The organism is Thiogranum sp. (assembly GCF_058323355.1).
Genome location: NZ_JBTTIO010000007.1, coordinates 68,965 through 91,744, shown reverse-complemented (window position 1 = coordinate 91,744; position 22,780 = coordinate 68,965). Strand labels below are relative to the sequence as shown.

Genomic DNA, 22,780 nt, shown 5'->3' with positions numbered 1-22,780 from the left:
ACAAAGTTCGGCTGCCTGGGGACGGTCTGATTCAGTCGTCCGGGGTTACGGGTGTAACGAAGCCCTCGGGTTTTACAGCCATTACGTCGCAGCTTACGTGATCCAGAACCCGTTCAGCGGTGTTGCCAATCAGCAGCCCGGGGATGCCGGTTCGGGCCAGTGTACCCATGACCACCAGGTCGGCCTGTTCACGCTGTGCCACTTCTACTATCACATCTCCGGGGTTGCCCGTCTCGATGTGGACCCGTTCACCGGCAACCGTGTAGTCAGCCAGAAGCTTGTGCACACCTTCACGGTGCAGTATAAGCATCTCGTCCTGGTACTGACCCATATCCGGCTCCACACCTGCGTCAATATCCGGGCTATACAGGTCGGCATTGGCTATCAGGGGGGTGGCATGCACCACGTGCAGTTCCGCGTCTTCGATGCTGGCCAGTGAACTGGCGAGATCGAGAATATTGCGGTTGAGCGTGCTGTTGGGTTCCTTGTCGGGAAACGGGTCCACGGCGGCGAGGATACGTCGGTAGGCGGGGTAGGATGCCGGTTTGACCATCCACAGTGGACAGGGGCATTTGCGCATCAGATGCCGGTCTGTCGGGTGAAACAACACGGCGCCGGGTCCAGTCACGCGCTGGGTGGCCTTGATGACCAGGTCGTGCTGATGGCGCAGTACGTTACGGATGATCGCCAGGAAAGGTGTGTCATTCCACTCCACCGACACACTGACGGTGATGCCATCCTCGCGAAGTGGCGCAAGGCGCTTGTCCAGGTTCTTATACAGTTTGCGCTCGACAATAGCCTGCAGTTCCTGCGGGTGTAACGCGGTGACCATCATGCGCAACTCCTGAGGGAGCTTTTCCAGAACCACCAGCACGTGCAGGCTGGCTTCGTTGAGGAGTGCAAGCATTGCAGCCCGGTCCAGGGCCGGTTGCGCCTGATCGTCAGGATCCACTACAACCAGAATATTTTTGAAGCGTTTCATATCAGCATCTCCCGGGTTCCTGCCAGCAGTCGCTGGCTGTCCAGCCCATGTGCGGCTGTCAGGCGACGGGAATGATCGGTAATGGCGAGGTATTCCAGCCCGTGCTGCCTTGCTGCATCGGCCATGACCTGAAGCGAGGCGTGGCCATCGCTGGCGCGTGTATGCGTGTGCAGGTCGCCACGCAGGTCAGCGGTCTCAACCAGTGTCGATAGCAGGCCATCACGGGCCGCACGTTCAAGCTGCTCGAGATTATGGATGTCCAGTTCGTGGAACAGGGCATGTACGCGCCTGGGGCCAAGCCCCGGCAGTTTCAGTAACTCGGTGATGTCAGCAGGCAGCTTCCTGCGCAGTTTGTCCAGTGTGCGGCAATGCCCGGTATCGAGGATTTCATGAATCTTGTCAGCCAGATTTTTTCCGATGCCGGAAAGACAGGTAATGTCTTCACCGCGTTCAATCAGGGTGCGCGCACCGTTGCGGTAGGCACGGACCCGGAACGGGTTGTCACCCTCTATTTCGAGCAGGTCAGCGATCTCGTCGAATACTGCGGCGATATTTTCGTTATGAACCGGCATGTCCACCCCGCTTCAGCCGTCTGGCTATGGCGCCAATGATTACTATACTTTAGACAGATGCCCTTCCTGTTGATACGCGTCAATGACAGATTTTATCCAATCAACTATTTATTACACCATCACAAACGGGGATGACTCTCATGACAGAACGTGATCGTTATACCGTTGATACCCGATACTGGCACAAGCTGGACGATGGGCGGATACAGTGCGACCTGTGCCCACGCTTCTGCAAGTTGCACGAAGGTCAGCGTGGCCTGTGCTTTGTCCGTCAAAATCTCGACGACAGCATTGTGCTGACAACCTATGGCCGTTCCAGCGGTTATTGTATCGACCCGATTGAAAAGAAGCCGCTGAACCATTTTCTTCCCGGTACACCGGTGCTGTCGTTCGGCACGGCGGGTTGTAACCTGGCCTGCAAGTTCTGCCAGAACTGGGACATCAGCAAATCGCGGGAAATTGACACACTGGCTGACGAGGCTTCACCGGAACTGATCGCCAGTGCTGCCGAAAGACTCAATTGCCGTAGCGTCGCGTACACCTATAACGACCCGGTGATCTTTCATGAGTATGCCATCGATGTCGCAAAAGCCTGTCATGAAAAGGGAATCAGGTCGGTCGCGGTCACCGCAGGGTATGTCTGCCCCGAACCGCGCAAGGAGTTCTACCAATACATGAATGCCGCCAATGTTGACCTGAAGGCATTTACCGAGGACTTTTACCACAAGATTACCGGCTCGCACCTGGCACCGGTCCTGGAAACCCTGGAATACATCAAACACGAAACGGACGTGTGGCTGGAAACAACAACCCTGCTGATACCGGGCAAGAACGATTCAGACAAGGAAATCGACGAAATGACCCGCTGGGTGGTGGAGAAGCTGGGGCCGGATGTGCCCATGCATTTTTCCGCCTTTCACCCCGACTGGAAAATGATGGATGTACCACCGACGCCAAAGGAAACCCTGATACGCGCACGTGAGATCGCTATGAAGAACGGGGTGCGTTATGCCTACACGGGTAATGTGCACAATGAGGAAGGAGACAGTACCTATTGCCATCAGTGCGGGGAAAAACTGATCGGTCGCGACTGGTATGTACTGACGGAATGGAATCTTGACGCAGAGGGTAAATGCGTATCCTGCGGGACACCCTGTGCCGGTGTTTTTGAAGCAAGCCCTGGTGACTGGGGAGCAAAACGAATGCCGGTCAGGTTACGTGATTTTGCAGCATGACAGGCCCGGGCCATTTCGATATTAAAGACCGGGCGCTGGCAGAAGCGGGCTGTAAACGCATAGAGTGGGCCTGGCAGGAAATGCCGGTGTTACGCGAGCTCATGGCGCGTTACAGCCGTGAACAGCCGTTGAAGGGTATTCATCTGAGCGGATGCCTGCATATCACCACGGAGACCGCTAACCTGGCGCGGACCCTTAAAGCCGCAGGCGCGGAAGTGGTACTGTGCGCCAGCAACCCCCTGAGCACCCAGGACGACGTGGCGGCCGCGCTGGTCGAACACTATGGTATTCCTGTCTATGCAGTGCGTGGCGAATCAACCGATCGGTATTACCAGCATATCGATGCGGCGCTCGATCATCAGCCGGTTATAACCATGGACGACGGGGCCGACCTTGTCAGCCGGATTCATCAGTCGCGCCACGATCTTATTGACAATATGCTGGGGGGGACTGAAGAAACCACCACCGGTGTCATCCGGCTGCGTGCCATGGCCGGGGAGGGTGCACTACAGTTCCCGGTCATTGCCGTGAATGACGCCATGACCAAGCACCTTTTTGATAACCGCTATGGAACCGGTCAGAGTGCGCTGGATGGCGTGATACGCGCAACAAATATCCTGATCGCCGGCAAGACCTTTACCGTAGTGGGTTATGGCTGGTGTGGCCGCGGTATTGCCATGCGCGCCAAGGGTCACGGCGCCAGTGTCGTGGTGACCGAAGTCGAACCGTTGCGGGCGCTGGAGGCTGCCATGGACGGATTTCGTGTTATGCCACTGCTTGAAGCAGCAAAGCTTTCTGACTTTATCGTTACGGCCACGGGTGACAAACATGTTGTTGACGAGGCCCACTTTGAGGTGATGAAAGACGGCTGCGTGATGGCAAATTCAGGCCACTTCAATGTCGAGATCAATATCCCTGCACTGGAGGCAATGGCCGGCAGCAAACACCGGCCACGTGAATCTGTCGATGAATACCGGCTTGCCGACGGGCGACGGGTCTGCCTGCTGGCGGAGGGGCGGCTGGTCAATCTTGCCGCTGCAGAAGGACATCCTTCTGCGGTCATGGACATGAGTTTCGCCAACCAGGCGTTATGCGCCGTGTACCTGGCAAGGCAAACACAACACATGGATAACCGTGTCCACCCGGTGCCTGTTGAAATCGACCAGGAGGTGGCGCGGCTGAAACTGGCTGCAATGAATGTTCAGATTGACATCCTGACAGGTGATCAGGAACGCTATCTTTCCTCGTGGCAGGAAGGTACCTGAGATGAGAAACAAACAGGAAGAGATGATCGAGGACATCAATGCCGAAGTGCGATATACGCACAGCATGATCGGCAAGGATGAACTCGATCCACGTGTGATGGAAGCCATGCGCAAGGTGCCGCGGGATGCATTTGTGCCGGCGGATATGCGGGCGGCCGCGTTTGAAAACGGACCACTGCCCATCGGCTATGGACAGACCATCTCCCAACCCTATATCGTGGCACTGATGACGGACTTGCTGGCGCCTGAACCAGAACATCGTATTCTTGAAATTGGCACAGGTTCCGGCTACCAGACGGCGATATTGTCACAGCTGTGCAGCAAGGTCTATTCCGTTGAAGTTGTCAAAGAGCTGGGTGCTATTGCCGCAGATGTTTTTAAAAGACTCGGCTACCGGAATATCGAAATGCGTATCGGTGACGGTTATCAGGGCTGGCCCGAGCATGCGCCGTATGATGGCGTTATTGTGACTGCTGCGGCCACGCATATCCCTGCGGCACTCGTAGAGCAGCTCAAGCCGGGGGGCAGGATGGTCATCCCTGTAGGTTTACCCTACAGCCACCAGGAACTGATGCTGGTCAGAAAGGACGAGCAGGGAAAAACAGAGACAGAAAGTGTGTTGGGTGTGGCCTTTGTTCCGCTGGTGAATGCGGAACGTATCAGCCAGTAACAGGATGGAAGGGATTTTGTAAAGAGAGTGTTCTTGCTCAAGGCTGTCTGACGCGTAGCCTGTGTTTAAAATCGACCCTGTAGGAAATATTTCCCGGGTCATGCAGATATATCAAGGAGGTATTGTTTATGTCCAATCGCTTGGTAGTGGTCGCAGACCAGAGCAAGGCGCGTATTTTTACCGTTGATGACCCGCGTGGGCCATTGCAGCAGGTGGACGAGCTGGATCATCCGGATGCTCGCAAGCGTGAACAGGAACTGGTTTCCGATCGGCCCGGACGCAGCTTTGACAGTAGTGGACAGGGGCGTCATGCCATGGGGACATCCGTCGAGCCTAAAAAAGAGGAGGCCATCCGTTTTGCCAAACAGGTCGCCGAATATTTACAGGCGGCCCATCATGAGGGGCGCTTTAACCGCTTATTGCTGGTAGCGGGCCCACCGCTACTCGGCTTGCTGAGAGATAAGCTGAAAAGTCTGTCCGGTGTGAAAGTTACCGAGATCGAGAAAAACCTCGGGCAGTATGATGCACAGGAGATTCGCAAGCACTTGCCAGATCGCCTGTAAAACGACTGTACATCAGTGCCCTGCTGCCTGGTAAGTAGCGGTATTGCGCCGGGCCTGGAAAAGGAGTGCCGGCATGGTCGAAGGGGAGAGGAACTGGTCAGCGCGCGTCACGCGGGAAAGTGATGCGCTGGATCTCGAAGAGGGGGTCTTTACCTGGAAAGACCCGCGCCGTATTGCCCAGTCCCTGAAGCGTTCCGCCGAGGCCAGCCAGCGGCGAAAATCCACACCGTTTCGTTCGGCAATGTCAATGCTGGTCTTCTATATCAACCGTGCCGGAAAACACCTCGATCCCGAACAGAAGGCCGTTCTGGAGGCGGCCAAAACAGAGTTGCGCAAGCTCTATGGCCGCATCTGAACTATGCTTTGACTCAGGCACACCTGGAGGCCGGTAAATGCCAGGATTGATACGGGTATCCCTGGTCATACCGCTGTTTCTCGCAGCTGGACTGCTATTGAGTGTGCAATCCGTGGTCAGTTCGGACAGCCCGGTTATTCAACTGACTATAGAAGGTGCTATTGGTCCAGCGACCGATGATTACATTGGTCGGGCGCTGGGAGCAGCTGCCCGGCGCAATGCTGAACTGGTGGTTATCCGTATGGACACCCCGGGTGGTCTGGATACTGCCATGCGCGGCATCATCAAGAACATTACCCGTTCTACTGTACCTGTTGCGAGCTACGTAGCGCCGACCGGCGCGCGTGCAGCCAGTGCCGGTACCTACATTCTTTACGCCAGCCACATTGCCGCCATGGCACCGGGTACCAATGTCGGCGCCGCGACACCGATCCAGATAGGAGGGATTTCGCCGACCGGTGGTGAGCGGGCTGGAAGAACTGGTTGGCGGTGTGGCTACCGTGCTCGATGACTTTGAGCAACAGGGCCGGGTTTCCATTCACAGTGAGACATGGAAAGCACGCTGTAGTGTGCCATTGTACAGGGGGCAACAGGTAAAGGGACCCGGGTTTTTTATCATTGTCCCGCTTATCCAGCAAATGGTCAGGGTCGATCTGCGCACTATCGTCATGGATGTTCCCACACAGGATGTGATCTCCCACGATAACGTCTCGGTAAAAGTGAACGCAGTCGTCTATTTCCGTGTTATTGAGCCGGAGAAGGCCATTATCCAGGTCGAGGACTTCTATGAGGCAACCAGCCAGCTGGCCCAGACTACCCTGCGCTCCGTACTGGGGCAACACGAGCTGGATGAAATGCTGGCGGAACGTGAGCGCCTCAATACCGACATCCAGAGTTCTCTTGATCAGCAAACCGATGCCTGGGGCATCAAGGTCAGCAATGTTGAAATCAAACACGTGGATCTGGATGAGAGCATGATACGGGCCATTGCCAAACAGGCCGAGGCCGAACGCACCAGACGTGCCAAGATCATCCATGCCGAGGGTGAAATGCAGGCTGCGGAAAAACTGCTGGAAGCGGCGAGGACACTTTCAAAGCAGTCCCAGGCATTACAGCTGCGTTACCTGCAGACCTTGACGGAAATTGCCGGTGAGCGATCCAACACCATTGTTTTTCCACTGCCGATGGATATGGTCGAGGCACTGATAAACACAAGCAGGCGCGATCCAGCAGACTGGGGTGTATGCCCCGAGAGGAGGGACGGAAAACTGTTTTAGCCTGGTGCAAATGGAAGTTACGGCTGACAGCGAGATAACGTGGGCGATCGGGAAATGGTACACCTGATCAATCAGCTTGCTCATGTCATGGGCATACAGACGGTTGCCGAGTTTGTCGAGAACGAAACAGTGCTGCAGCAACTCAGGCAGATTGGTGTGGATTATGTACAGGGTTACGGTATTTCCAGTCCGAAGCCGCTTTTCGAGGTATGCTGCGTATCACCGGCAGCGACGGCGTTGCCCGTGTAGCCAGGGCATGTTAATCCTGTCCTGGTGCGTTTTGGTGAACCCGCAGCGGACAATTTTCAGGGTGATCATCCCCCAGTCTTTCCCAGGCGTATTCAAGTGCATTCTGCACCCGGGCAAAGAAGCGATCTTCTCCCAGGTGCTCAATATCACCGGTACGTCTCAGAGTGTCCATGAACTGGCGCTTCATACGTGCAAACAGCAGTTCGATACCCGATTCATTCAGGCGTCGACTCAATTCAACCAGCATCTCCTCGCCGGTGGCATCGATCTGGTTGATGCCTTCCGCATCGATGATGACAAACTTCAGGTCAGGATAAAGTGCGACCTTTTCCAGGACCTTGTCTTCGAAATATCCCGTGTTGGCGAAGTACAGTGAACCATCGAAACGTATGACTGATATGTTGTCACAGGTTTTGAGTTTGTGAACAGTAATATCCCGCATGCTGCCGTCCCGGTAGCGCGACAGCACGGCAACCCTTGGTTGCATGGTGCGATACAGGTACAGCCCCAGTGACAGGCCAACACCAATGAGGATCCCCTTGTCGAGGTGGGGGGCCAGTAACAGCGTCAGCGCAAAGGTGATAATCGCCACGAAGCCATCGTGGTGGTGAGCCTTCCAGGCGTGTCGTATCGGTTCGATGCGAACCAGGCCAATGACAGCTACCATGATCACTGCTGCCAGAGTGGCCTGTGGCAGGTGATACAGCAGCGGTGTCAGCCAGAGCAGTGTCACCACAACGACCAGTCCGGTGACCACCGAGGAAAACCCGGTCATGGCACCGGCACTGAAATTGACCGCCGAACGGGAGAAAGAGCCAGCCACGGCATAGCTCTGAAACAGGCTGCCGACAATGTTTGCCATCCCCTGTCCAACCAGTTCCTGGTTGGCATCCAGCCGCTGTCGGGTTTTTGTCGCCATACTTCTGGCAATGGCAATGGCTTCCATAAAGCCGATCAGCGCGATGGTCAGCGCTGCGCTCAGTAACTGGGCGATGACATTCCAGTCCAGGCGGGGAATTCTGAATTCAGGTAGTCCGCCGGGAACATGACCAACGACTGCCCCACCACTGGTGGCCAGCAGGTTTTGTGTATTGATAATATCTCGCAGCCGCCATACACCGCCCTGTGTTTCAAGACCGGACGGTACATTGTCGCGTAGATAGAGTCTTGCCGGGGTGTCACCGCCAGCCGGTACCAGCTCGAAGTGCAGGCCCCTCAGTTCCTTCAGGTCATCCTGGTACTGTTGTGACTTCTGTTGCAGGGTTGAAGCTGCAACATCCCTGGCGTGTAGAGCGGTCAGGGTGTCGGGTGCATCCTTTCCATATTGCTTCAGGGCAGACTGGTAGTCATGCTCGAGCTGTGCCAGCCGAGTCCTCGAGAACCCGATTTCCTTGCGCAGACGGAATTGTTCCCTGATCAGTTGTTGTACCTTGGGGTTTGCAATCTGGTCTGATGTAAGTTCATGACGCTTTTCATATTCCCAGAACCACGACACAGCAGTGGTGACGGCCACGGCGATCAGTACGCCTGGCAAGCGTGGATTGAGGCGACGCAACCCGATCATAATGACAAAGGCCAGGGTGGCCATGGCCAGTGTAGGGAGGTGTCCGTTGACAAGACCGGCCTGAAGCGTATTCCACACGGATTCGTAGTGGTGCTCGGCCATTTCCACACTGACACCAAGGACCTTTCCCAGTTGAGAGGTGGCGATAATGATGGCAGCGGCATTGGTAAAGCCCAGTACCACCGGGTGGGAAAGAAAGTTGACCAGTACACCCAGCCTTATCAGTCCGAGTGTGAGCTGGAACAATCCCACCAGCAAGGCCAGCAGAATGGCATAGGCGACATAGCCTTCACTGCCGGAACTGGCGAGGGGCTCCAGCGCGGCAGCCGTCATGAGTGATACCACTGCTACCGGGCCATTGGCAAGCTGGCGTGATGAGCCAAACAGGGCGGATACAACAGGGGGCAGAAATGCGGCATACAGGCCGTAATAAGGGGGCAGGCCGGCAAGTTGCGCGTAGGCCATGGACTGCGGGATCAGTACCAGTGCTACGGTGAGGCCGGCCAGCAGGTCTGCACGGAGAGTCGTTGGGTCGCGTAATTCGCCAATCCAGGAAAGAAAGGGCAGCATTCGTCGCCAGAAAACCTGACTCTCCCCGGTTTGCGTATTCACAGGACCGTGCTCACCGTTACTGCGTGTTATCAGTCGAAGGTTTTCCGGGCGGGACAGGTTGTGGGGCAGGGTTTTCGGGTGGCAGCATTTCCACCGGCAGGTCGCTGGTCTGTACTTTTCCAAACCCGCCGTTTATGCATTTGCTGTAAGCCATTCCGCTGACTTTCATGGCCGGAATATCTTCACTTAAACGAAAGCCGCTGACAAAATTGATTACGTTCAGTGTAAGCGGATTGATATAGTTCGGCCCGCCAAACTTATTGATTAACAGCGAGGGTTCGCTGCCGTTCCTGATCTTTTCAAAGTTTTCAGCAGCGAAATGCCGTATTCGTGCACAGGCTTCCCGGTCCTGAACCCTGGTAGTGCCTACGCCACGCATTCTGTCGCCTGTCTGGCTGGCAGTACAAGGAGTCTGTGAATAGCTGATACTGCCATTGGCGTCAGTGCAGCGATATGCCCGCGCATCACAAGCCGGGCTGCCAACCAGCAGCGTTACCCCCAAAAGCACTGCAGCGAGCTTCAGGCTGTATTCACCACGATGAATCATGGTGTGCAGAGGTTTTATTTTGCGCATTGCTCCCGATACCCGGTTGCACGTGGTATCGGGAGGTTAACACACCTGTGTGCGAGCTGGCAGTAATCTAGATTCTGATATAGGTCCAGCCTTCGGTAAGGCGTTCTATCAGATGGTCGGCTGCCGGGGCGTGCGCATCCACGCCGTCGATTATGGTGGTATTCATGCCAAGTTCACGCAGTTTGCTCAATCCACGACTGCAGGCAATAAAGCGTACATTGTCATAGCGCGCGATCAGGAGCTTGATGCGGTCGATGTGGTGCGACGAAGCGGTTCGCATAAGGTCCAGTCCCCCTGAATTGGCGACCACCTCGATTTGCGCGCCGGTATTCCTGTATTTGAGTAGCAGCATTTCGGTACGTTCGAGGACTTTGACGAAGCGTGCCTCATCTGCATCGCTGATATGCAGAATGACATGAGGGGCCTCTTTATTGACGTTGCCCTGTGCCATCACCGGTGTTGTTGCATTATCTTTCAGTGAATGGCTGGACCAGCCAGCGCCAAAAGCCATGACTGCAATCAGCAGGGATGCGGCAATGTGGAAAGGCGAGGTATGCCTGAGGCGCCAGTGTATGCCGGGCAGTGTACGAGTCGGTGCTGTCTCACCTTCAAAGGAAGACTTCACCCATTCCTTGGTGCGTTGCAGTTCACAGGCACGTGCACGGACAGCCTCATCGTTTTCCATCTGTATCAGCAGGCGACTTTTTGCCTGTGGCTCCAGTTCACCATCGATATAGGCATGCAGAATACGTTCAATTCTAAAATCCATTTTAGTCACTTGACTCTCCGAAGATGTCCGGCTGCAGCGGGTTGTGGAGAACGGAAGTTGGCGAGGGCTTTTTGCAGGGATTGCCTTGATGTGTATAAACGACTCATCACCGTGCCAATCGGGACATCCAGTATATCGGCGACTTCGGCATAGCTGAATCCCACCAGGTCCACCAGCGTGACCGTTTGTCGTTGCACGGCGGGCAAACGCAGTATCGCGCGCCGCACGTGGTCGATCACTTCCTGTTCGCTGCTTCCGGCTTCCGCGTCGCCTTCACAGCAGATTTCCACGTCATCTATGTCAACGGTGGGACGTACCCGGCGCAGATACTGTTTCCAGCAGTTGCTTAGTATGGTGTACATCCAGGCATTCAGGCGTTCCTGCTCCCGTAGCTGATGACTGCGCTGCAGGGCAATCATCAGGGTCTCCTGTACAAGATCATCGGCGACCGCCGGTTCGCCACTCCACGCCAGGGCTACGCCATAGAGTCGATCCCGGTTCTCGGTGATTTTTTTGCGCAGGCAGTGTGCGTTCAACAGGCGGTTAATGATCTCCATAGTGGCTAGATGCCACGACAACCCGGTTTATTCAATTTTAGCGGTTTTTTTGCAGCGGTCAGGCCATTACAGGACTTCCCTGCATCGCGTTGGCTTGCTTTGTGTCTTTTGGCACATTGTGTCTATAGGCACAAACATAAACTGAATAAATTACCTGACCAGCCTCTCATACCCTTCAGGAGCGGCCAATTCCGGTCCCGCTTACGTGAGCACTAAATTTACTAAAACCAATATTTGTGAGGAGCTCAACACGATGAAAACAGTGAAACAACTCACGAGCCTCGCCTACGGGCTGGGTCTCGCCATGTTTGCGGGTGGTGTTTCCGCACATGGTCTTGACGAGGTAGGAGCCCCCGCCTGTCTGGAGGCCAACTTCATGATGGCCGATGCCATGAATGCGCCGTTTGCAGCCGCCAACGGTCCGGGACAGGTGCTGGAAGTCAGCATCGTTACCGGTGCCCGCGGCATAACCGTGGCTAACCCGTTTGGTGGTTCGGCTGATCCGAATGGTCCGGTGTGCGAAAACGGCAGCGGCAACCTCGAATGCCCGGGTCCGTTCAAACCTACCGGCGTATTATCCGGTGGACTGAACGGCCACGCCTTCATTACCAGTGCCGCTCAGCAGGCATTGACCCAGTTCCATCGTGATGGTACTCCGATCAGGACCGTTTCTTACCGGCCGTTGCTGGGCAACCCCACGGGGCCTGCCGGGCGTGGCAGTCTGCCGCGTCCACTGGGTACCCAGATGATGCCGAACGGCAACATCATCCAGGCAATCTGTGACGCGAACTTCTTCAATGCGCAGAACTCCGATTCGGTCAGCCCGCTAGGTAATACTCACCCCAGTGGTAACGCTTCCAACCTGTTCTTCCCGCCGGTCTACCAGACTGCCGAGCGTAGTGCCAACAGTCGCCTGCTGGTTATCGACCAGGAGACCATGCAGGTTATCGATGAGTATAGCCAGCCTGCCGATAAGGACCCGCGCTGGACCTGTATGGCCGGTATTGCCTTCAGCGAAGAAGGCATGGGCGTGAGTATGTTCCACGGCGCAGCCATTGCCATGGTGGACTGGAAAGCCGGTATTGAAGACACCAGTTGCGGTGTTGGCTGCAACAAGGGCAGCAAAAAAGATGATGATCACGAGATGGACGATGGTGATGACGATGATATTTTCAAGCTCGGAAAGAAAAAGAACCGTGCTGTCGTGACACGCTGGATTGACCTGCGTCCGGGCAAACCGGCCGATGATCCGTCACGTCGTGACTCACTGCGTGCCTGGGGCTACGACGAGGATGGCACCATCTACGTCACTGATCGTGAGCGTTCACGCGACTGTCTCGAGGGAGAAGTCGGTCCGGGTGGTTGTAATCCGAGTGTGTTCCGCCAGAAAGTCCAGGTTGTTGACTGGGGCGATGACTTCCCGTCACGCACCATCGGTCTGGATCCGGGCGTGAACGTTATTGCCGGTATTCGGCCCAACCGCATGTCAGCAGTAGCCTGTGACAACATCGGTGGTCCGACGGCTAATGGCGCCAATCCCGCAGGCACCTCCTGTGACGTGGAAACACTGTTGATTGCGGCATCTGCCTTCAATCCAGGCTGTTCGGTCACCGGCGCTGTTCCACCTGCGGAATGTTTTGTTCAGGGTGGTGGTGTTGGCGAGTACTCGATCCTGCCGGCCGACGCCGACGCACAGGATGGAACCTGCACGGGTGAGCAGACAGGTGCACAGAGCACCTATGGCCCGGGTGGCGTGAACTCCGGCTGTGCCCTGCCGATCGCCACTTACCTTGGGCGTAACAACGTCACGGGTAGTGAAGACTTCGTTGATCCGCGCATGCTGATGGTCATCCACGAAGCATTTGTCCAGTAAGTCAAACGTAGTACGGAGATGTTCTCGGGCAGATTGTCTGGTCCCTCGGGCCAGGCAACGCTCACCGGGATCATTTTATGAAGTGATAATTAACAAATACATGAGGGTATGGAAATGTCTAAAAGCAAAATGACAACACTCGCCGCCGCACTGCTGGGTATGGGTATGGTTTCCAGCATGGCAATGGCAGGCGGTTCTGAAGTAATTGACGATGATATGACCCGCCGGGGGCCAGGTTCCACCAGTGGCAGCGGCGATACCGTTGAAGCCAACTGTGCGACCGACCCCAGTGGTAATGCCTGGCAGGGTGCTACTGCAACGCTTGAGGTAAAACAGAAAGGCAGCGGCAGCAAAGTCGAAATTGAACTCGATGGTGCAGCACCTGATACGCTGTTCACTGTCTGGCTGCGTATCAAGGGCAAGAATGGTCTCAATCCGCTTGGCAGTCCCCTGACCGGTGGTGGTGCTACACCGCTGGCACCTGGTTCTGCACTGGATGATCTTAATGCTATCAGCCCCTGGGTCGATCCCGCTGGTGCCCCCGGTTCAGCCAACTCCTTCACCACCGATGCCAATGGCGAAGGTGAATTCGAAATCGACCTGGACTTCCCGCTGGTACGCGGTGCCTACCCGTTCCAGATGACGGCTACCTCCCGTCCCGGTCACGAGGGTCACCCGAATGTTGCTACGGCAATTGCAGACCCCAGGGAACCGGGACAGGAAGGAACACCTTTCCTGATCAGGGTGGTTTCCCATTGTACGGACAGCGCCAGCCACGGTCTGTCGCCGGCGACCCGCGAAGCCTGGTTCCAGTATCCCTGAGTCTTGAGGGAAACAGCTGGCTGTAAAGAGGTGTGAAAAGGATGAAATACACAATAATAACGGGATAGGTGTGGTCCTTTCTTTTCCGGGGCGTTGCCATTGCAGCGCCCCGTTTTTTTTCAGCCGTGCGCAATAAGGAATGTTCCTGGACTTGTTCGATACTTCTCCGGATACTCAACGTCCAGGCCAGGTGCCGGGAAAAGTAGAGATCTTATTATGAAACGCGTGATAACACTTGTGTTTATGGTTGCACTCGCCGGCTGCGATCAGGTTGCGGACAACGCTGACGCAAAAGTTGCCGGGACGATGCAGTCCACGGATGCCGGTAAGATGACAGATCAGAAACCTGAAGGGATCAGATCGCATGTCTTTCAGTTTGGCATCTACAAGGCTGCCCGAAAAGGGCAGATCAAGGACAGTGCCCTGACCAATACCGGAAAGGTGGTTCGCAAACCGAAGCTTGAACATGTCTCGATGACCGACCGTATCCCGCTGGTTAAAGATACCTATTTCGGTTACCAGTTTCGCCTTTTCAACCTGCCGCCGGATGTGATTATCAGCCCGGTCATGAGGTTGCGTAAGGTTCTCATCCACCCGGAAATGACCCTGCCGGACGGCTCTACAACCACTGGCTGGGATCGTCCGTTAAAAGGTCGCGTTGAAATCCAGCAGGTGATGGGCTTTGACGGTTACGTATTTAACGAGGACTATGAACTGGTGGAAGGTGACTGGATTTTCCAGCTCTGGTACGGGGACAGGAAACTCATCGAGCGTAAGTTTGTGACTGTCCGTCCGCAACAGGTGACAGCCGATACGACGATAGAGGAATAAACGGGATTATAGAGACATCTCATTGTTTGTGTGTCGAAAATAAACAAAGTCTTGTAAGAATAGCTTGTAACAGGGTTAAACCGTGCATAGGTCTGGCATGACAAAAGCCGCCACAGAGGCAGATACAGCGATAGAAGTCACATCGCTGTGCAAGGACTTTGGCGCGTTCACTGCTGTCCGGGATGTTTCCTTCAACGTCCGTAGCGGTGAGGTACTGGGGTTTCTCGGGCCAAATGGCGCAGGCAAGTCCACCACCATGAAAATGATCAGCGGTTTCCTGACACCCGACCGGGGCCGGATACGGGTGGCCGGGTTTGATGTCAGCCGTGAGCCGATCGAGGTCAAGCGCCGTATCGGGTATCTGCCTGAAGGCGCCCCTGCCTATGATGACATGACAGCAACAGCTTTCCTGGCGTTTATTGCCGAAATACGCGGCTACCGTGGAAAGGAACAACACGAGCGGGTAGCAACGGCAATTGCCAGGGCAAACCTGGGCAGCGTGGTTCATAAGCCGATCGAAACCCTGTCCAAGGGGTTCAAGCGACGGGTTGGTCTGGCACAGGCTATATTGCACGATCCGCCTGTGCTGATTATGGATGAACCGACCGATGGTCTCGATCCCAACCAGAAGCACGAAGTCCGTGAACTGATCCGGGAAATGGCCGGGGACAAGGCCATCCTGATTTCCACGCATATTCTTGAAGAGGTTGACGCAATTTGTGATCGCGCCATTATCATTGCGCATGGTGACTTGCTGTTCGATGGCACACCCCGGCAACTGCTGTCCATGTCGGATTTACACAATGCAGTCAGGATATGCTTTGAAGGTGATGTTCCCGCCACCGCCAGGGCTTGCCTGCAACAGCTGGATACTGTTTCGAAGGTGATTTTTACGGCTGTCGAAAACCATCTCACAGTGTTGCCGAACAATGGTGTGTCCATTGTCAGGCAGGTAACGCAACTGGCGCGTGATGAAGGCTGGCAGCTCGAAGAGCTGTTTGTCGAGAGCGGGCAACTCGATGAAGTATTCCGACGTATCACTACCCGCAGTGGCACGATACAGCCGGGTGTTGAGACATGAGTGCAGCCGTCAGCATTCTTAAACGAGAACTGGGCAGCTACTTTTCTACGCCGGTTGCCTATGTGTTCATCGTTATATTCCTTGTGCTATCCGGCGTGTTTACGTTCTACCTGGGCGGTCTGTATGAACGCGGTCAGGCCGATCTTCAGCCTTTCTTTACCTTCCACCCATGGCTGTACCTGTTCCTGATTCCCGCGCTATCCATGCGCCTGTGGGCCGAAGAGCGCAAGACCGGGACGATTGAATTGTTGATGACATTGCCTGTATCCGTCGCAGATGCCGTGCTGGGCAAGTTTATCGCGGCGTGGGTGTTCACGGGTATTGCGTTGGTCCTTACCTTTCCAGTGTGGATCACGGTGAATTATCTCGGTCAACCGGATAACCCCGTTATCCTGCTGAGCTATGTTGGCAGTTTCCTGATGGCAGGCGCTTACCTCGCGGTCGGCGCTTGCGTATCTGCCGCTACGCGTAACCAGGTTATTGCCTTTGTCATCTCGTTTGCGATCTGTCTTGTTTTTGTGCTGGCGGGGTTCCCGATGGTAATGGACGTGTTCCAGGACTGGGCGCCGCAGGCGTTGATGAACGCAATCAGCAGCATGAGTTTTCTGAGCCATTTTGAATCGATCACCCGGGGCGTGATTGATTTCCGTGATCTGGTTTTCTTCTTTTCTTTTATTGCTGCCTGGCTGTTGGCCAATGCCATTATTGTGGAACTCAAAAAATCGGATTAATGATGCTATGTTGAACATGCGCAGGCTTTATTCCACATCGGGGCTGATATTTGTTGCCGTGCTGCTACTGGTCGTGAACCTGCTTGCGGGCCTTTTGATCAAGGGTGTCAGGTTCGATATGACGGAGAACAGACTGTACACCCTGTCCGAAGGCACGCGTAATATTCTGGCGGCGCTCGATGAACCCGTTACACTGCGCTTCTACTTTTCGGAAAAACAGTTCGCTGATATGCCGGTGATTGCTACCTATGGTCAACGGGTGCGCGAGCTGCTGGAAGAATACGCTGCGATGAGCGAAGGGAAGTTGAGGCTCATTGTCGAGGCCCCCGAACCGTTTTCCGATGCCGAAGAACAGGCTGCACGCTACGGTCTGCAAGGTATCCCCGTTGATACATCCGGCAGCTACGCCTGGTTTGGACTTGTCGGCAGTAATTCGGTCGACGATATCCGGCGCATTCCCTTCTTCCAGTCCGACCAGGAAGATGCACTGGAATACAACGTTTCCAGACTGGTCTACAGCCTGGCCAACCCGCGCAGACCGGTGGTCGGGCTGATGTCCGGTCTGCCTGTCACCGCGGGTTCAAGGGCTGACCACCCCCTGCTTGGTGAACAGGAACGTGACTGGTTTACCGTCGCCCGGATGAAACAGTCATTCGACGTGCTGGAACTGGATACTGACAGCAAGATTATTCCTGAAAATGTCGACGTATTGATGGTCGTGTATCCAAAAGACCTGTCACAGCAGGCACTGTTCGCTATTGACCAGTACGTTCTTGCCGGTGGACGCGCACTGGTGTTTCTCGATACCTTCTCGGAAACTGATACCTCAATGCCCAAAGTAACCAGCCCGGAGCAAGGTTACGTTGAAGCGGTACGCAGTGCATACCTGCAGCCGCTGATGGATGCCTGGGGTGTGCGGCTTGCTCCCGGGTATCTTGCCGTCGACCGGCGTGTCGCAACCAGTGTCATGACCAGCCGGGGTACACCGGTGGATTACATCGTGTGGATGAGTTTGCACAAGGATCACTTCAATCGCGAGGATTTCGTTACCGCGGACCTGCAGTCGCTGGTCATGGCGAGTTCCGGTTTTCTGCTGAAAATGCCGGATGCCACGACACAGCTGACGCCGCTTGTGCAGACCGGTGACCAGGCCATGCAGCTTGAAGCAGGCTATGTGAAATACGGCACAAAACCGACGGATCTGTTGCAGACCTATGCCCCGGGTGGCATACCACTGGTGCTGGCCGCACGCATTCGTGGTGATGTGCAAACTGCCTTTCCACAGGGTGTAGACGGGGTTGAAAGTGGTGACCGCCTGATGGCATCTCGCGAGCCGGTAAATATCATTGTCGTGGCCGATGCCGACATGCTGGATGACCGCTTCTGGGTCGATTTCAGGGACTTTTACGGTCGACGCGTTGCGGCCATGCGGGCGGATAACGGTGCCTTCCTGATCAATGCGCTGGAAAATCTCAGCGGCAGTAATGACCTGATCAGCCTGCGCAGCCGGGGACGTTCGGCCAGACCTTTTATAAAGGTTGCTGCATTAAAGGAGGCCGCCGAGACACAGTTCCGCGCCAGGGAGCGGGCACTACAGGTCAGCCTCAGCGAGACAGGACAAAAGATCAGCGAGCTTCAGCAACAGAAAGAAGGTGAAAGTGCGATGATCATGAGTGCTGAACTGCGTGAGGATCTGCGTAAATTACAGTCTGAGCAGATCAGGCTTCGCAAGGAGCTGCGCAATGTTCAACACGACCTGACCCGTAATATTGAAAAACTCGGTGCCTGGTTGAAACTCGTCAATATCGGGCTGATACCCTTGCTGGTCATTCTGCTGGCCACGGGACTGGGTGTGACGAGAGTACGACGCATGCGTCGCATGGCAATGAAAGGATCATGACGAACAAAACCCTGTTTATCATTCTGGCTATACTGGGGATTGTTGCAGGTGGATATTTTCTGGCCGGGCAGAAACCGGAACTGGCCGGGCAAAAAGATTCGGGCCGGCTTCTTTTCCCACGGCTGGAACAGCGACTGAACCACATCAGCCGTATCCGGGTTGAGCGTCGTGGTGATGAGTACGATGTCACGAGAACCGGCGATCAGTGGCAGTTGCCGGACAGGGGGGGATATCCCGTATTGTTCGAGCGGGTCAAGCCACTGCTGCTTGCCGTCGCCCGGTTGGAAAAAGTCGAAGCCAAAACCGACAAGCCGGAAAACTATGCGCGGCTGGGTGTGCAGGAGCCGACCGCGAATGTCGATAATATGCGCATCGCACTGTATGTGGCGGGAGACGAACCGGTTGCTTCACTTATTATCGGGAAAATCCGCGGCGGACTTATCGCTGGCGGTAAAGACGGGATCTATGTGCGACCATCCGGTGAAGCCCGCGCGTGGCTGGTCGCCGGCAGACTGGATCTGCCGCAAAGGCGGGTCGACTGGGTCGACCGGCAGATTATTCACATCAAGCCAAAGACTGTGAAGCAGGTGAGCATTCGCCAGCCGGACAGCAGTCGCCTTGTGATCGAGAAAGCCTTTCGCGGTGCACCGGGTTTCCGTATTGCGAATCAACCCGAGACAGTCGCGGTAAAGAAGGCCTCGGAAGTTAATGCCCTGGCCAGGAGTCTGGCCGGGCTGAAAATGGAGGATATGCGCAGCCGTCCAGCCGATGATTCGACTGACAGGGAGGTCGTGACCGCAGAGTTCGAAACCTGGGACGGGCTTCGGGTCAATGTGAGAACCCGGGAACTGGACGGCCGGGTCTGGGCGTGGTTCGACCTGGGCGGATCTACCGAAACGGCCGCAGACGGTGTGCAGGAAAGGCTTGCGGGCTGGATCTATCAATTGCCGTCGGCCCGTGCGACCAGGCTGAGGGCGAGGCTGATTGACCTCAGGGATGCAGAGCCGTAACTGCCGGTATCATCGGGTTAGCGTTGGCTTGTCGGTGAAAAGCAACTTCACCCGCAACGATTTCAATCGTCCTTTGTTTTATAGAACAATCGGCCTGTGAGTTTGGTGTGGACAGTATCATGAGAAAAATCCGGGCGGCCTCCTCAAACCTGGATCACCCCCTGACGGATTGCCAAATGAACCAGTTGCACGGCATTACGCGTACCCAGCTTATGCATAATGCGTGTTTGATGGACACCGACAGTCTTGTCACTAATATCCAGTAACAGTGCAATTTCGCCTACGCTGCGTCCCTCTGCCAGCAGGCGGAATACCTCATGTTCTCGTGGTGTCAGTTTCGAGACAGGGTTTTCGGTGTAACCACGCCGTTTCGGGATCAGCGTTGTGGCCAGATCCGGGTCGATGGCCACTTTGCCCCTGGCCACCTTGCGAATGGCATCTGTGAGCACATCCACCGGGCAGCGCTTGGTGAGATAGCCCAGAACACCTGCCTCCATTGCCTGAATCATCATCGCCGGATTGTCATACATGGTGAACACCAGTATCCTGGCATCCGGATCTGAATCCAGTATCCTGCGTGCGGCTTCCACACCATTGACGCCTGGCATATTGATATCCATTACGACCACATCGGGCCGCTTCCCGGTGTACATGCGACAAGCGGCTTCGCCATCGTCCGCCTCGCCGGTAACTGCAATATCCGGGCAGGAATCCAGCAGCCGCCGGTACCCCGACCGGACCACCGGATGATCGTCTGCCAGAAGCACGTTGATATTGCCAGACACCGTGTCTTATCCAGCCAGTGACGTCGGACTCGTTTCAGCCGGTTTCCCGGTCTGCCTGACGGGTAGTGCTGTCCCCTGCACCGGCAACCAGGCGCATATCTCGGTTCCTTGATCTGCCTGACTGCGTACTTCGAACTGCCCGCCCTGTCCGAGTACCCGTTCGCGCATGCCGACCAGGCCCAGACCCATATGAGGCCGACCCGGGTTCGTACCACGACCGTTATCGCGGATGCGGATCTCCAGCATTGGTGTCCCTGAAGAGTTTTTTGTATTCGTCAACACAATTTCGATTTTCCCGGCGCAGGCATGTTTGATGACATTCGTCACTGACTCCTGAACGATGCGGTATGCTGTAATATTGGCTTCATCACTCAGTCCATCCAGAGACTCATCGATAGATAACTCCCAGTTCAACTCCGGGCATCGCCGTTGCCAGTGTTCCACGGTCTCCTGCAATGTGCTTGCGAGGCCCAGCCGATCGAGCATCGGCGGACGCAGACGTTGCATGATCAAGCGCACCGAATCATAAGCCTGAACGGATACTTCACTGATGGCATCAGCGCTTTCACAGGCCTCTGGACAACGATCCCTGGCAAGCGCGCTGATAACCTGGGCATCGGCACGAATAGCGGTTAAAGACTGGCCAAGTTCGTCATGCAGTTCACGTGCCAGGCAACGGCGTTCTTCCTCCTGGAGCGTAACCAGCCGTTGCGAGAGGCTACGGTTTTCTTCCAGCAAGCGCGCCAGTTGCTCTTCCGTCTGCATATGACTGGTGAGATCGAGGATAACGCCATCTATGAAGTGTGATCCCGTTTTATCGCGGATCGGCCTGCCACGGTCGAGAAGGTGACGCACCGCGCCGTTACGATCACGGATGCGATAGCTCATCTCGAAGGGTTGAAGTGTCTCATCTGCACGTCGCAAAACCTCCAGTACCCCGGGGCGATCCTCATCTACAATGAGACAATACAGACCGAACGCCTGGTCGGTTGGTAACTCGTCCGGACGGTAGCCGGTTATCGGTTCCAGCATGTGGTTAAAACACTGCCAACGGGGCCGGGGGGCGGTATACAGCCTGTAAACGATGCCGGGCAGGTTTTCCGTAAGCCTGCGGTAATCCTGCTCCGTTTCCCGGGCGGTATCCTCGACCGCCTTTCGTTCATCCCGTGCCCTGATGCCGGCCAGGGCAAGAGACAATGCGCTGGAAAAATTTTCCGCGATCAGTCGATCGTCATTGGTAAAATTCTTTCCACTGTTTCCACGGCACAGGCAGACATGACCGTAGATCCGTTGGTCATCCGCAACTTGTACGACGAGCGGGACGGCGTTCTGCAAACAGGGTCTTGAGTCTGCGGATAGTTGTTCATCGCGTTCAGCCGCCTCCAGACAGGCATCGCATGGTGGACCGATTTCCGTGTGGGGTGGGGGCACACATTGTGCGTTCTGTCGGGCAGCCCCCCCCTTATCCGGGGTTGCGCCGGTATTAAGATAGTGGCTGACACATGTATCCCCATCCCGTATTCTTGCTGCCCCGGAATACGCGCCCAGCAGCCTTGATAACACGCGGACACCTGTGATGAACAACTCGCTTTCGGTCGGATTGCGGGAGGTAAAAGCAAATAATTCACCCAACGCGCCGTTCAGGCGCTCAAGCCGATCTGACCAGCCCTTGAGTCTGCGATGATCCTGTTCAATCGTGTCACGCAGGTCGTGCGCCTCCGCCAGCAGAGTCTGTTCCTGTTCGAGTAGCGCACCGAGCAGGCTGGTGCGGGTGATCACTCCGGCAAAGCCGCCGCTTTTCGTCACAACGGGCAGCGCATCGTCGCCGGATTTATCCATCTGTGGCAAAAGTCCCTGCAGCGGACTGGTAGCGGCTACCAGTGTCGGACGGTGCGCGGGCAGGAGGTCGGCGAAAATCCGTCCGGGATATCGGGCCGCAACCGTTTCCGGCACCAGACCCAGGAAGTGTTCCGCCATGGCCGGCTCCGGGTCAACGGAAAATACCGCATAGATCAGGGGTTGAACCTGAGTGTTCCGTTCCGACGGACGTGTGTTGGCGTTCACCTGGAGTACGCGTCGACATAATGCATCCCGCGCCAGCAGTGCGGTCATGAGAACCCGTCTTCCAACATTATCTCCGGCTCCAGCTCCACTTCAATTACCTCGTCCGGTCCCATGACGGGCTTGATACGGCGCAATACAAAGGCTACCAGGTTGTTCTTGGTTATTCGACGCAACACGTTGTTTCGGATAAGAATATCGCTGATTATGTCATCCTCGATCTCAATATGTTCAAACGGGGCGGGTACACACAGATCGAGGCACTGACGCAACGCGACGCAACCAATGGGCGCTTCCCGGCCGAGTACCAGACAGTCCCGAACCGGGGGGATCACGAATTCCCGAATGCGTGATCTCAGGAAATAGCGGGGTTGTTCTGTCATCTCTTGCCCTCCATTCCTCCTGGCGTAAATTGGTTCACATTGTGCTGTGTACAGACTTT

At 55.6% G+C, this 22,780-nt stretch carries 24 protein-coding genes; 15 read left to right on the top strand and 9 right to left on the bottom strand.

The annotated features are described in order from the left end of the window. Window positions 1–31: 31 nt before the first annotated feature. The gene (gene uspE, locus ACW81B_RS01970; protein ID WP_491578520.1) at window positions 32–982 is read right to left on the bottom strand and encodes a universal stress protein UspE; all 951 of its coding nucleotides are present in this window, start codon (window positions 980–982) and stop codon (window positions 32–34) included. Then, complete coding sequence (locus ACW81B_RS01965) at window positions 979–1,554, bottom strand: helix-hairpin-helix domain-containing protein (RefSeq protein WP_491578519.1); 576 nt, start codon at window positions 1,552–1,554, stop codon at window positions 979–981. Before ACW81B_RS01965 ends, uspE begins: the two co-directional genes overlap by 4 nt. Before the next feature lie 140 nt (window positions 1,555–1,694). Here ACW81B_RS01965 and amrS point away from each other — a divergent pair, with 140 nt between their 5' ends. The 8 genes from amrS to ACW81B_RS01925 all read left to right on the top strand — a co-directional run bounded on the left by amrS (window position 1,695) and on the right by ACW81B_RS01925 (window position 7,168). Next, complete coding sequence (gene amrS, locus ACW81B_RS01960; RefSeq protein WP_491578518.1) at window positions 1,695–2,789, top strand: AmmeMemoRadiSam system radical SAM enzyme; 1,095 nt, start codon at window positions 1,695–1,697, stop codon at window positions 2,787–2,789. After that, window positions 2,786–4,054: an adenosylhomocysteinase gene (gene ahcY / locus ACW81B_RS01955; protein WP_491578517.1), complete on the top strand. Its 1,269-nt coding sequence runs from the start codon at window positions 2,786–2,788 to the stop codon at window positions 4,052–4,054. The genes amrS and ahcY overlap by 4 nt, the downstream gene beginning before the upstream one ends. 1 nt (window position 4,055) lies before the next feature. Beyond that, entirely contained in the window at window positions 4,056–4,724 is a 669-nt protein-coding gene (locus tag ACW81B_RS01950; protein ID WP_491578516.1) for a protein-L-isoaspartate(D-aspartate) O-methyltransferase, read from the top strand. Between the two features lie 128 nt (window positions 4,725–4,852). Beyond that, window positions 4,853–5,287: a host attachment protein gene (locus ACW81B_RS01945; RefSeq protein ID WP_491578515.1), complete on the top strand. Its 435-nt coding sequence runs from the start codon at window positions 4,853–4,855 to the stop codon at window positions 5,285–5,287. Between the two features lie 73 nt (window positions 5,288–5,360). Next, complete coding sequence (locus ACW81B_RS01940) at window positions 5,361–5,642, top strand: DUF3175 domain-containing protein (RefSeq protein WP_491578514.1); 282 nt, start codon at window positions 5,361–5,363, stop codon at window positions 5,640–5,642. A 37-nt stretch (window positions 5,643–5,679) separates the two neighbouring features. Then, window positions 5,680–6,153, top strand: coding sequence for a Clp protease/crotonase-like domain-containing protein (locus ACW81B_RS01935; protein ID WP_491578513.1), 474 nt, complete (start codon window positions 5,680–5,682; stop codon window positions 6,151–6,153). After that, window positions 6,101–6,919: a slipin family protein gene (locus tag ACW81B_RS01930; protein ID WP_491578512.1), complete on the top strand. Its 819-nt coding sequence runs from the start codon at window positions 6,101–6,103 to the stop codon at window positions 6,917–6,919. Before ACW81B_RS01935 ends, ACW81B_RS01930 begins: the two co-directional genes overlap by 53 nt. 39 nt (window positions 6,920–6,958) lie before the next feature. After that, the gene (locus ACW81B_RS01925) at window positions 6,959–7,168 is read left to right on the top strand and encodes an EAL domain-containing protein (RefSeq protein WP_491578511.1); all 210 of its coding nucleotides are present in this window, start codon (window positions 6,959–6,961) and stop codon (window positions 7,166–7,168) included. A gap of 10 nt (window positions 7,169–7,178) precedes the next feature. Here the strand turns inward: ACW81B_RS01925 and ACW81B_RS01920 are convergent, their stop codons facing one another. The 4 genes from ACW81B_RS01920 to ACW81B_RS01905 all read right to left on the bottom strand — a co-directional run bounded on the left by ACW81B_RS01920 (window position 7,179) and on the right by ACW81B_RS01905 (window position 11,244). Further along, entirely contained in the window at window positions 7,179–9,302 is a 2,124-nt protein-coding gene (locus tag ACW81B_RS01920) for a SulP family inorganic anion transporter (RefSeq protein WP_491578510.1), read from the bottom strand. A gap of 58 nt (window positions 9,303–9,360) precedes the next feature. Continuing rightward, window positions 9,361–9,918 (bottom strand): DUF4124 domain-containing protein, encoded by a 558-nt coding sequence (locus ACW81B_RS01915; protein WP_491578509.1) that lies wholly within the window; start codon window positions 9,916–9,918, stop codon window positions 9,361–9,363. A gap of 67 nt (window positions 9,919–9,985) precedes the next feature. After that, on the bottom strand, window positions 9,986–10,687 hold the full coding sequence (locus ACW81B_RS01910) for a hypothetical protein (protein ID WP_491578508.1): 702 nt from the start codon (window positions 10,685–10,687) through the stop codon (window positions 9,986–9,988). A 5-nt stretch (window positions 10,688–10,692) separates the two neighbouring features. Continuing rightward, window positions 10,693–11,244 carry an RNA polymerase sigma factor gene (locus tag ACW81B_RS01905; protein WP_491578507.1) on the bottom strand — a complete coding sequence of 184 codons (552 nt, stop codon included), beginning with the start codon at window positions 11,242–11,244 and terminating at the stop codon, window positions 10,693–10,695. A 253-nt stretch (window positions 11,245–11,497) separates the two neighbouring features. On the opposite strand from ACW81B_RS01905, the gene ACW81B_RS01900 reads away from it, so the two are divergent. From ACW81B_RS01900 to ACW81B_RS01870, 7 genes are all read left to right on the top strand, one after another. Beyond that, window positions 11,498–13,117, top strand: coding sequence for a hypothetical protein (locus tag ACW81B_RS01900; RefSeq protein ID WP_491578506.1), 1,620 nt, complete (start codon window positions 11,498–11,500; stop codon window positions 13,115–13,117). Between the two features lie 114 nt (window positions 13,118–13,231). After that, window positions 13,232–13,939, top strand: a complete 708-nt coding sequence (locus tag ACW81B_RS01895) for a hypothetical protein (protein ID WP_491578505.1) — start codon at window positions 13,232–13,234, stop codon at window positions 13,937–13,939. Between the two features lie 330 nt (window positions 13,940–14,269). Next, window positions 14,270–14,770, top strand: a complete 501-nt coding sequence (locus ACW81B_RS01890; RefSeq protein WP_491578504.1) for a DUF3859 domain-containing protein — start codon at window positions 14,270–14,272, stop codon at window positions 14,768–14,770. 97 nt (window positions 14,771–14,867) lie between these two features. Next, entirely contained in the window at window positions 14,868–15,851 is a 984-nt protein-coding gene (locus ACW81B_RS01885) for an ABC transporter ATP-binding protein (RefSeq protein ID WP_491578503.1), read from the top strand. Further along, window positions 15,848–16,582, top strand: coding sequence for an ABC transporter permease subunit (locus tag ACW81B_RS01880; protein ID WP_491578502.1), 735 nt, complete (start codon window positions 15,848–15,850; stop codon window positions 16,580–16,582). The genes ACW81B_RS01885 and ACW81B_RS01880 overlap by 4 nt, the downstream gene beginning before the upstream one ends. Before the next feature lie 7 nt (window positions 16,583–16,589). Continuing rightward, window positions 16,590–18,482 (top strand): Gldg family protein, encoded by a 1,893-nt coding sequence (locus ACW81B_RS01875; RefSeq protein ID WP_491578501.1) that lies wholly within the window; start codon window positions 16,590–16,592, stop codon window positions 18,480–18,482. Further along, entirely contained in the window at window positions 18,479–19,492 is a 1,014-nt protein-coding gene (locus ACW81B_RS01870; RefSeq protein ID WP_491578500.1) for a DUF4340 domain-containing protein, read from the top strand. The genes ACW81B_RS01875 and ACW81B_RS01870 overlap by 4 nt, the downstream gene beginning before the upstream one ends. Window positions 19,493–19,635: 143 nt before the next feature. On the opposite strand, the gene ACW81B_RS01865 is transcribed toward ACW81B_RS01870, so the two are convergent. From ACW81B_RS01865 to ACW81B_RS01855, 3 genes are read right to left on the bottom strand one after another with little or no spacing between them, the layout of a single operon-like run. Then, window positions 19,636–20,277, bottom strand: coding sequence for a response regulator (locus ACW81B_RS01865; protein WP_491578499.1), 642 nt, complete (start codon window positions 20,275–20,277; stop codon window positions 19,636–19,638). 6 nt (window positions 20,278–20,283) lie between these two features. Continuing rightward, on the bottom strand, window positions 20,284–22,389 hold the full coding sequence (locus ACW81B_RS01860) for a histidine kinase (RefSeq protein WP_491578498.1): 2,106 nt from the start codon (window positions 22,387–22,389) through the stop codon (window positions 20,284–20,286). Then, window positions 22,386–22,721 (bottom strand): hypothetical protein, encoded by a 336-nt coding sequence (locus ACW81B_RS01855; RefSeq protein WP_491578497.1) that lies wholly within the window; start codon window positions 22,719–22,721, stop codon window positions 22,386–22,388. Before ACW81B_RS01855 ends, ACW81B_RS01860 begins: the two co-directional genes overlap by 4 nt. Window positions 22,722–22,780: the final 59 nt, after the last annotated feature.

Bases quoted from the DNA above. Each gene is read 5' to 3' on its own strand.
- uspE (WP_491578520.1), bottom strand. From the start codon at position 982: ATGAAACGCTTCAAAAATATTCTGGTTGTAGTGGATCCTGACGATCAG.
- ACW81B_RS01965 (WP_491578519.1), bottom strand. From the start codon at position 1,554: ATGCCGGTTCATAACGAAAATATCGCCGCAGTATTCGACGAGATCGCT.
- amrS (WP_491578518.1), top strand. From the start codon at position 1,695: ATGACAGAACGTGATCGTTATACCGTTGATACCCGATACTGGCACAAG.
- ahcY (WP_491578517.1), top strand. From the start codon at position 2,786: ATGACAGGCCCGGGCCATTTCGATATTAAAGACCGGGCGCTGGCAGAA.
- ACW81B_RS01950 (WP_491578516.1), top strand. From the start codon at position 4,056: ATGAGAAACAAACAGGAAGAGATGATCGAGGACATCAATGCCGAAGTG.
- ACW81B_RS01945 (WP_491578515.1), top strand. From the start codon at position 4,853: ATGTCCAATCGCTTGGTAGTGGTCGCAGACCAGAGCAAGGCGCGTATT.
- ACW81B_RS01940 (WP_491578514.1), top strand. From the start codon at position 5,361: ATGGTCGAAGGGGAGAGGAACTGGTCAGCGCGCGTCACGCGGGAAAGT.
- ACW81B_RS01935 (WP_491578513.1), top strand. From the start codon at position 5,680: ATGCCAGGATTGATACGGGTATCCCTGGTCATACCGCTGTTTCTCGCA.
- ACW81B_RS01920 (WP_491578510.1), bottom strand. From the start codon at position 9,302: ATGCTGCCCTTTCTTTCCTGGATTGGCGAATTACGCGACCCAACGACT.
- ACW81B_RS01915 (WP_491578509.1), bottom strand. From the start codon at position 9,918: ATGCGCAAAATAAAACCTCTGCACACCATGATTCATCGTGGTGAATAC.
- ACW81B_RS01910 (WP_491578508.1), bottom strand. From the start codon at position 10,687: ATGGATTTTAGAATTGAACGTATTCTGCATGCCTATATCGATGGTGAA.
- ACW81B_RS01905 (WP_491578507.1), bottom strand. From the start codon at position 11,244: ATGGAGATCATTAACCGCCTGTTGAACGCACACTGCCTGCGCAAAAAA.
- ACW81B_RS01900 (WP_491578506.1), top strand. From the start codon at position 11,498: ATGAAAACAGTGAAACAACTCACGAGCCTCGCCTACGGGCTGGGTCTC.
- ACW81B_RS01895 (WP_491578505.1), top strand. From the start codon at position 13,232: ATGTCTAAAAGCAAAATGACAACACTCGCCGCCGCACTGCTGGGTATG.
- ACW81B_RS01890 (WP_491578504.1), top strand. From the start codon at position 14,270: ATGACAGATCAGAAACCTGAAGGGATCAGATCGCATGTCTTTCAGTTT.
- ACW81B_RS01885 (WP_491578503.1), top strand. From the start codon at position 14,868: ATGACAAAAGCCGCCACAGAGGCAGATACAGCGATAGAAGTCACATCG.
- ACW81B_RS01880 (WP_491578502.1), top strand. From the start codon at position 15,848: ATGAGTGCAGCCGTCAGCATTCTTAAACGAGAACTGGGCAGCTACTTT.
- ACW81B_RS01875 (WP_491578501.1), top strand. From the start codon at position 16,590: ATGTTGAACATGCGCAGGCTTTATTCCACATCGGGGCTGATATTTGTT.
- ACW81B_RS01870 (WP_491578500.1), top strand. From the start codon at position 18,479: ATGACGAACAAAACCCTGTTTATCATTCTGGCTATACTGGGGATTGTT.
- ACW81B_RS01860 (WP_491578498.1), bottom strand. From the start codon at position 22,389: ATGACCGCACTGCTGGCGCGGGATGCATTATGTCGACGCGTACTCCAG.
- ACW81B_RS01855 (WP_491578497.1), bottom strand. From the start codon at position 22,721: ATGACAGAACAACCCCGCTATTTCCTGAGATCACGCATTCGGGAATTC.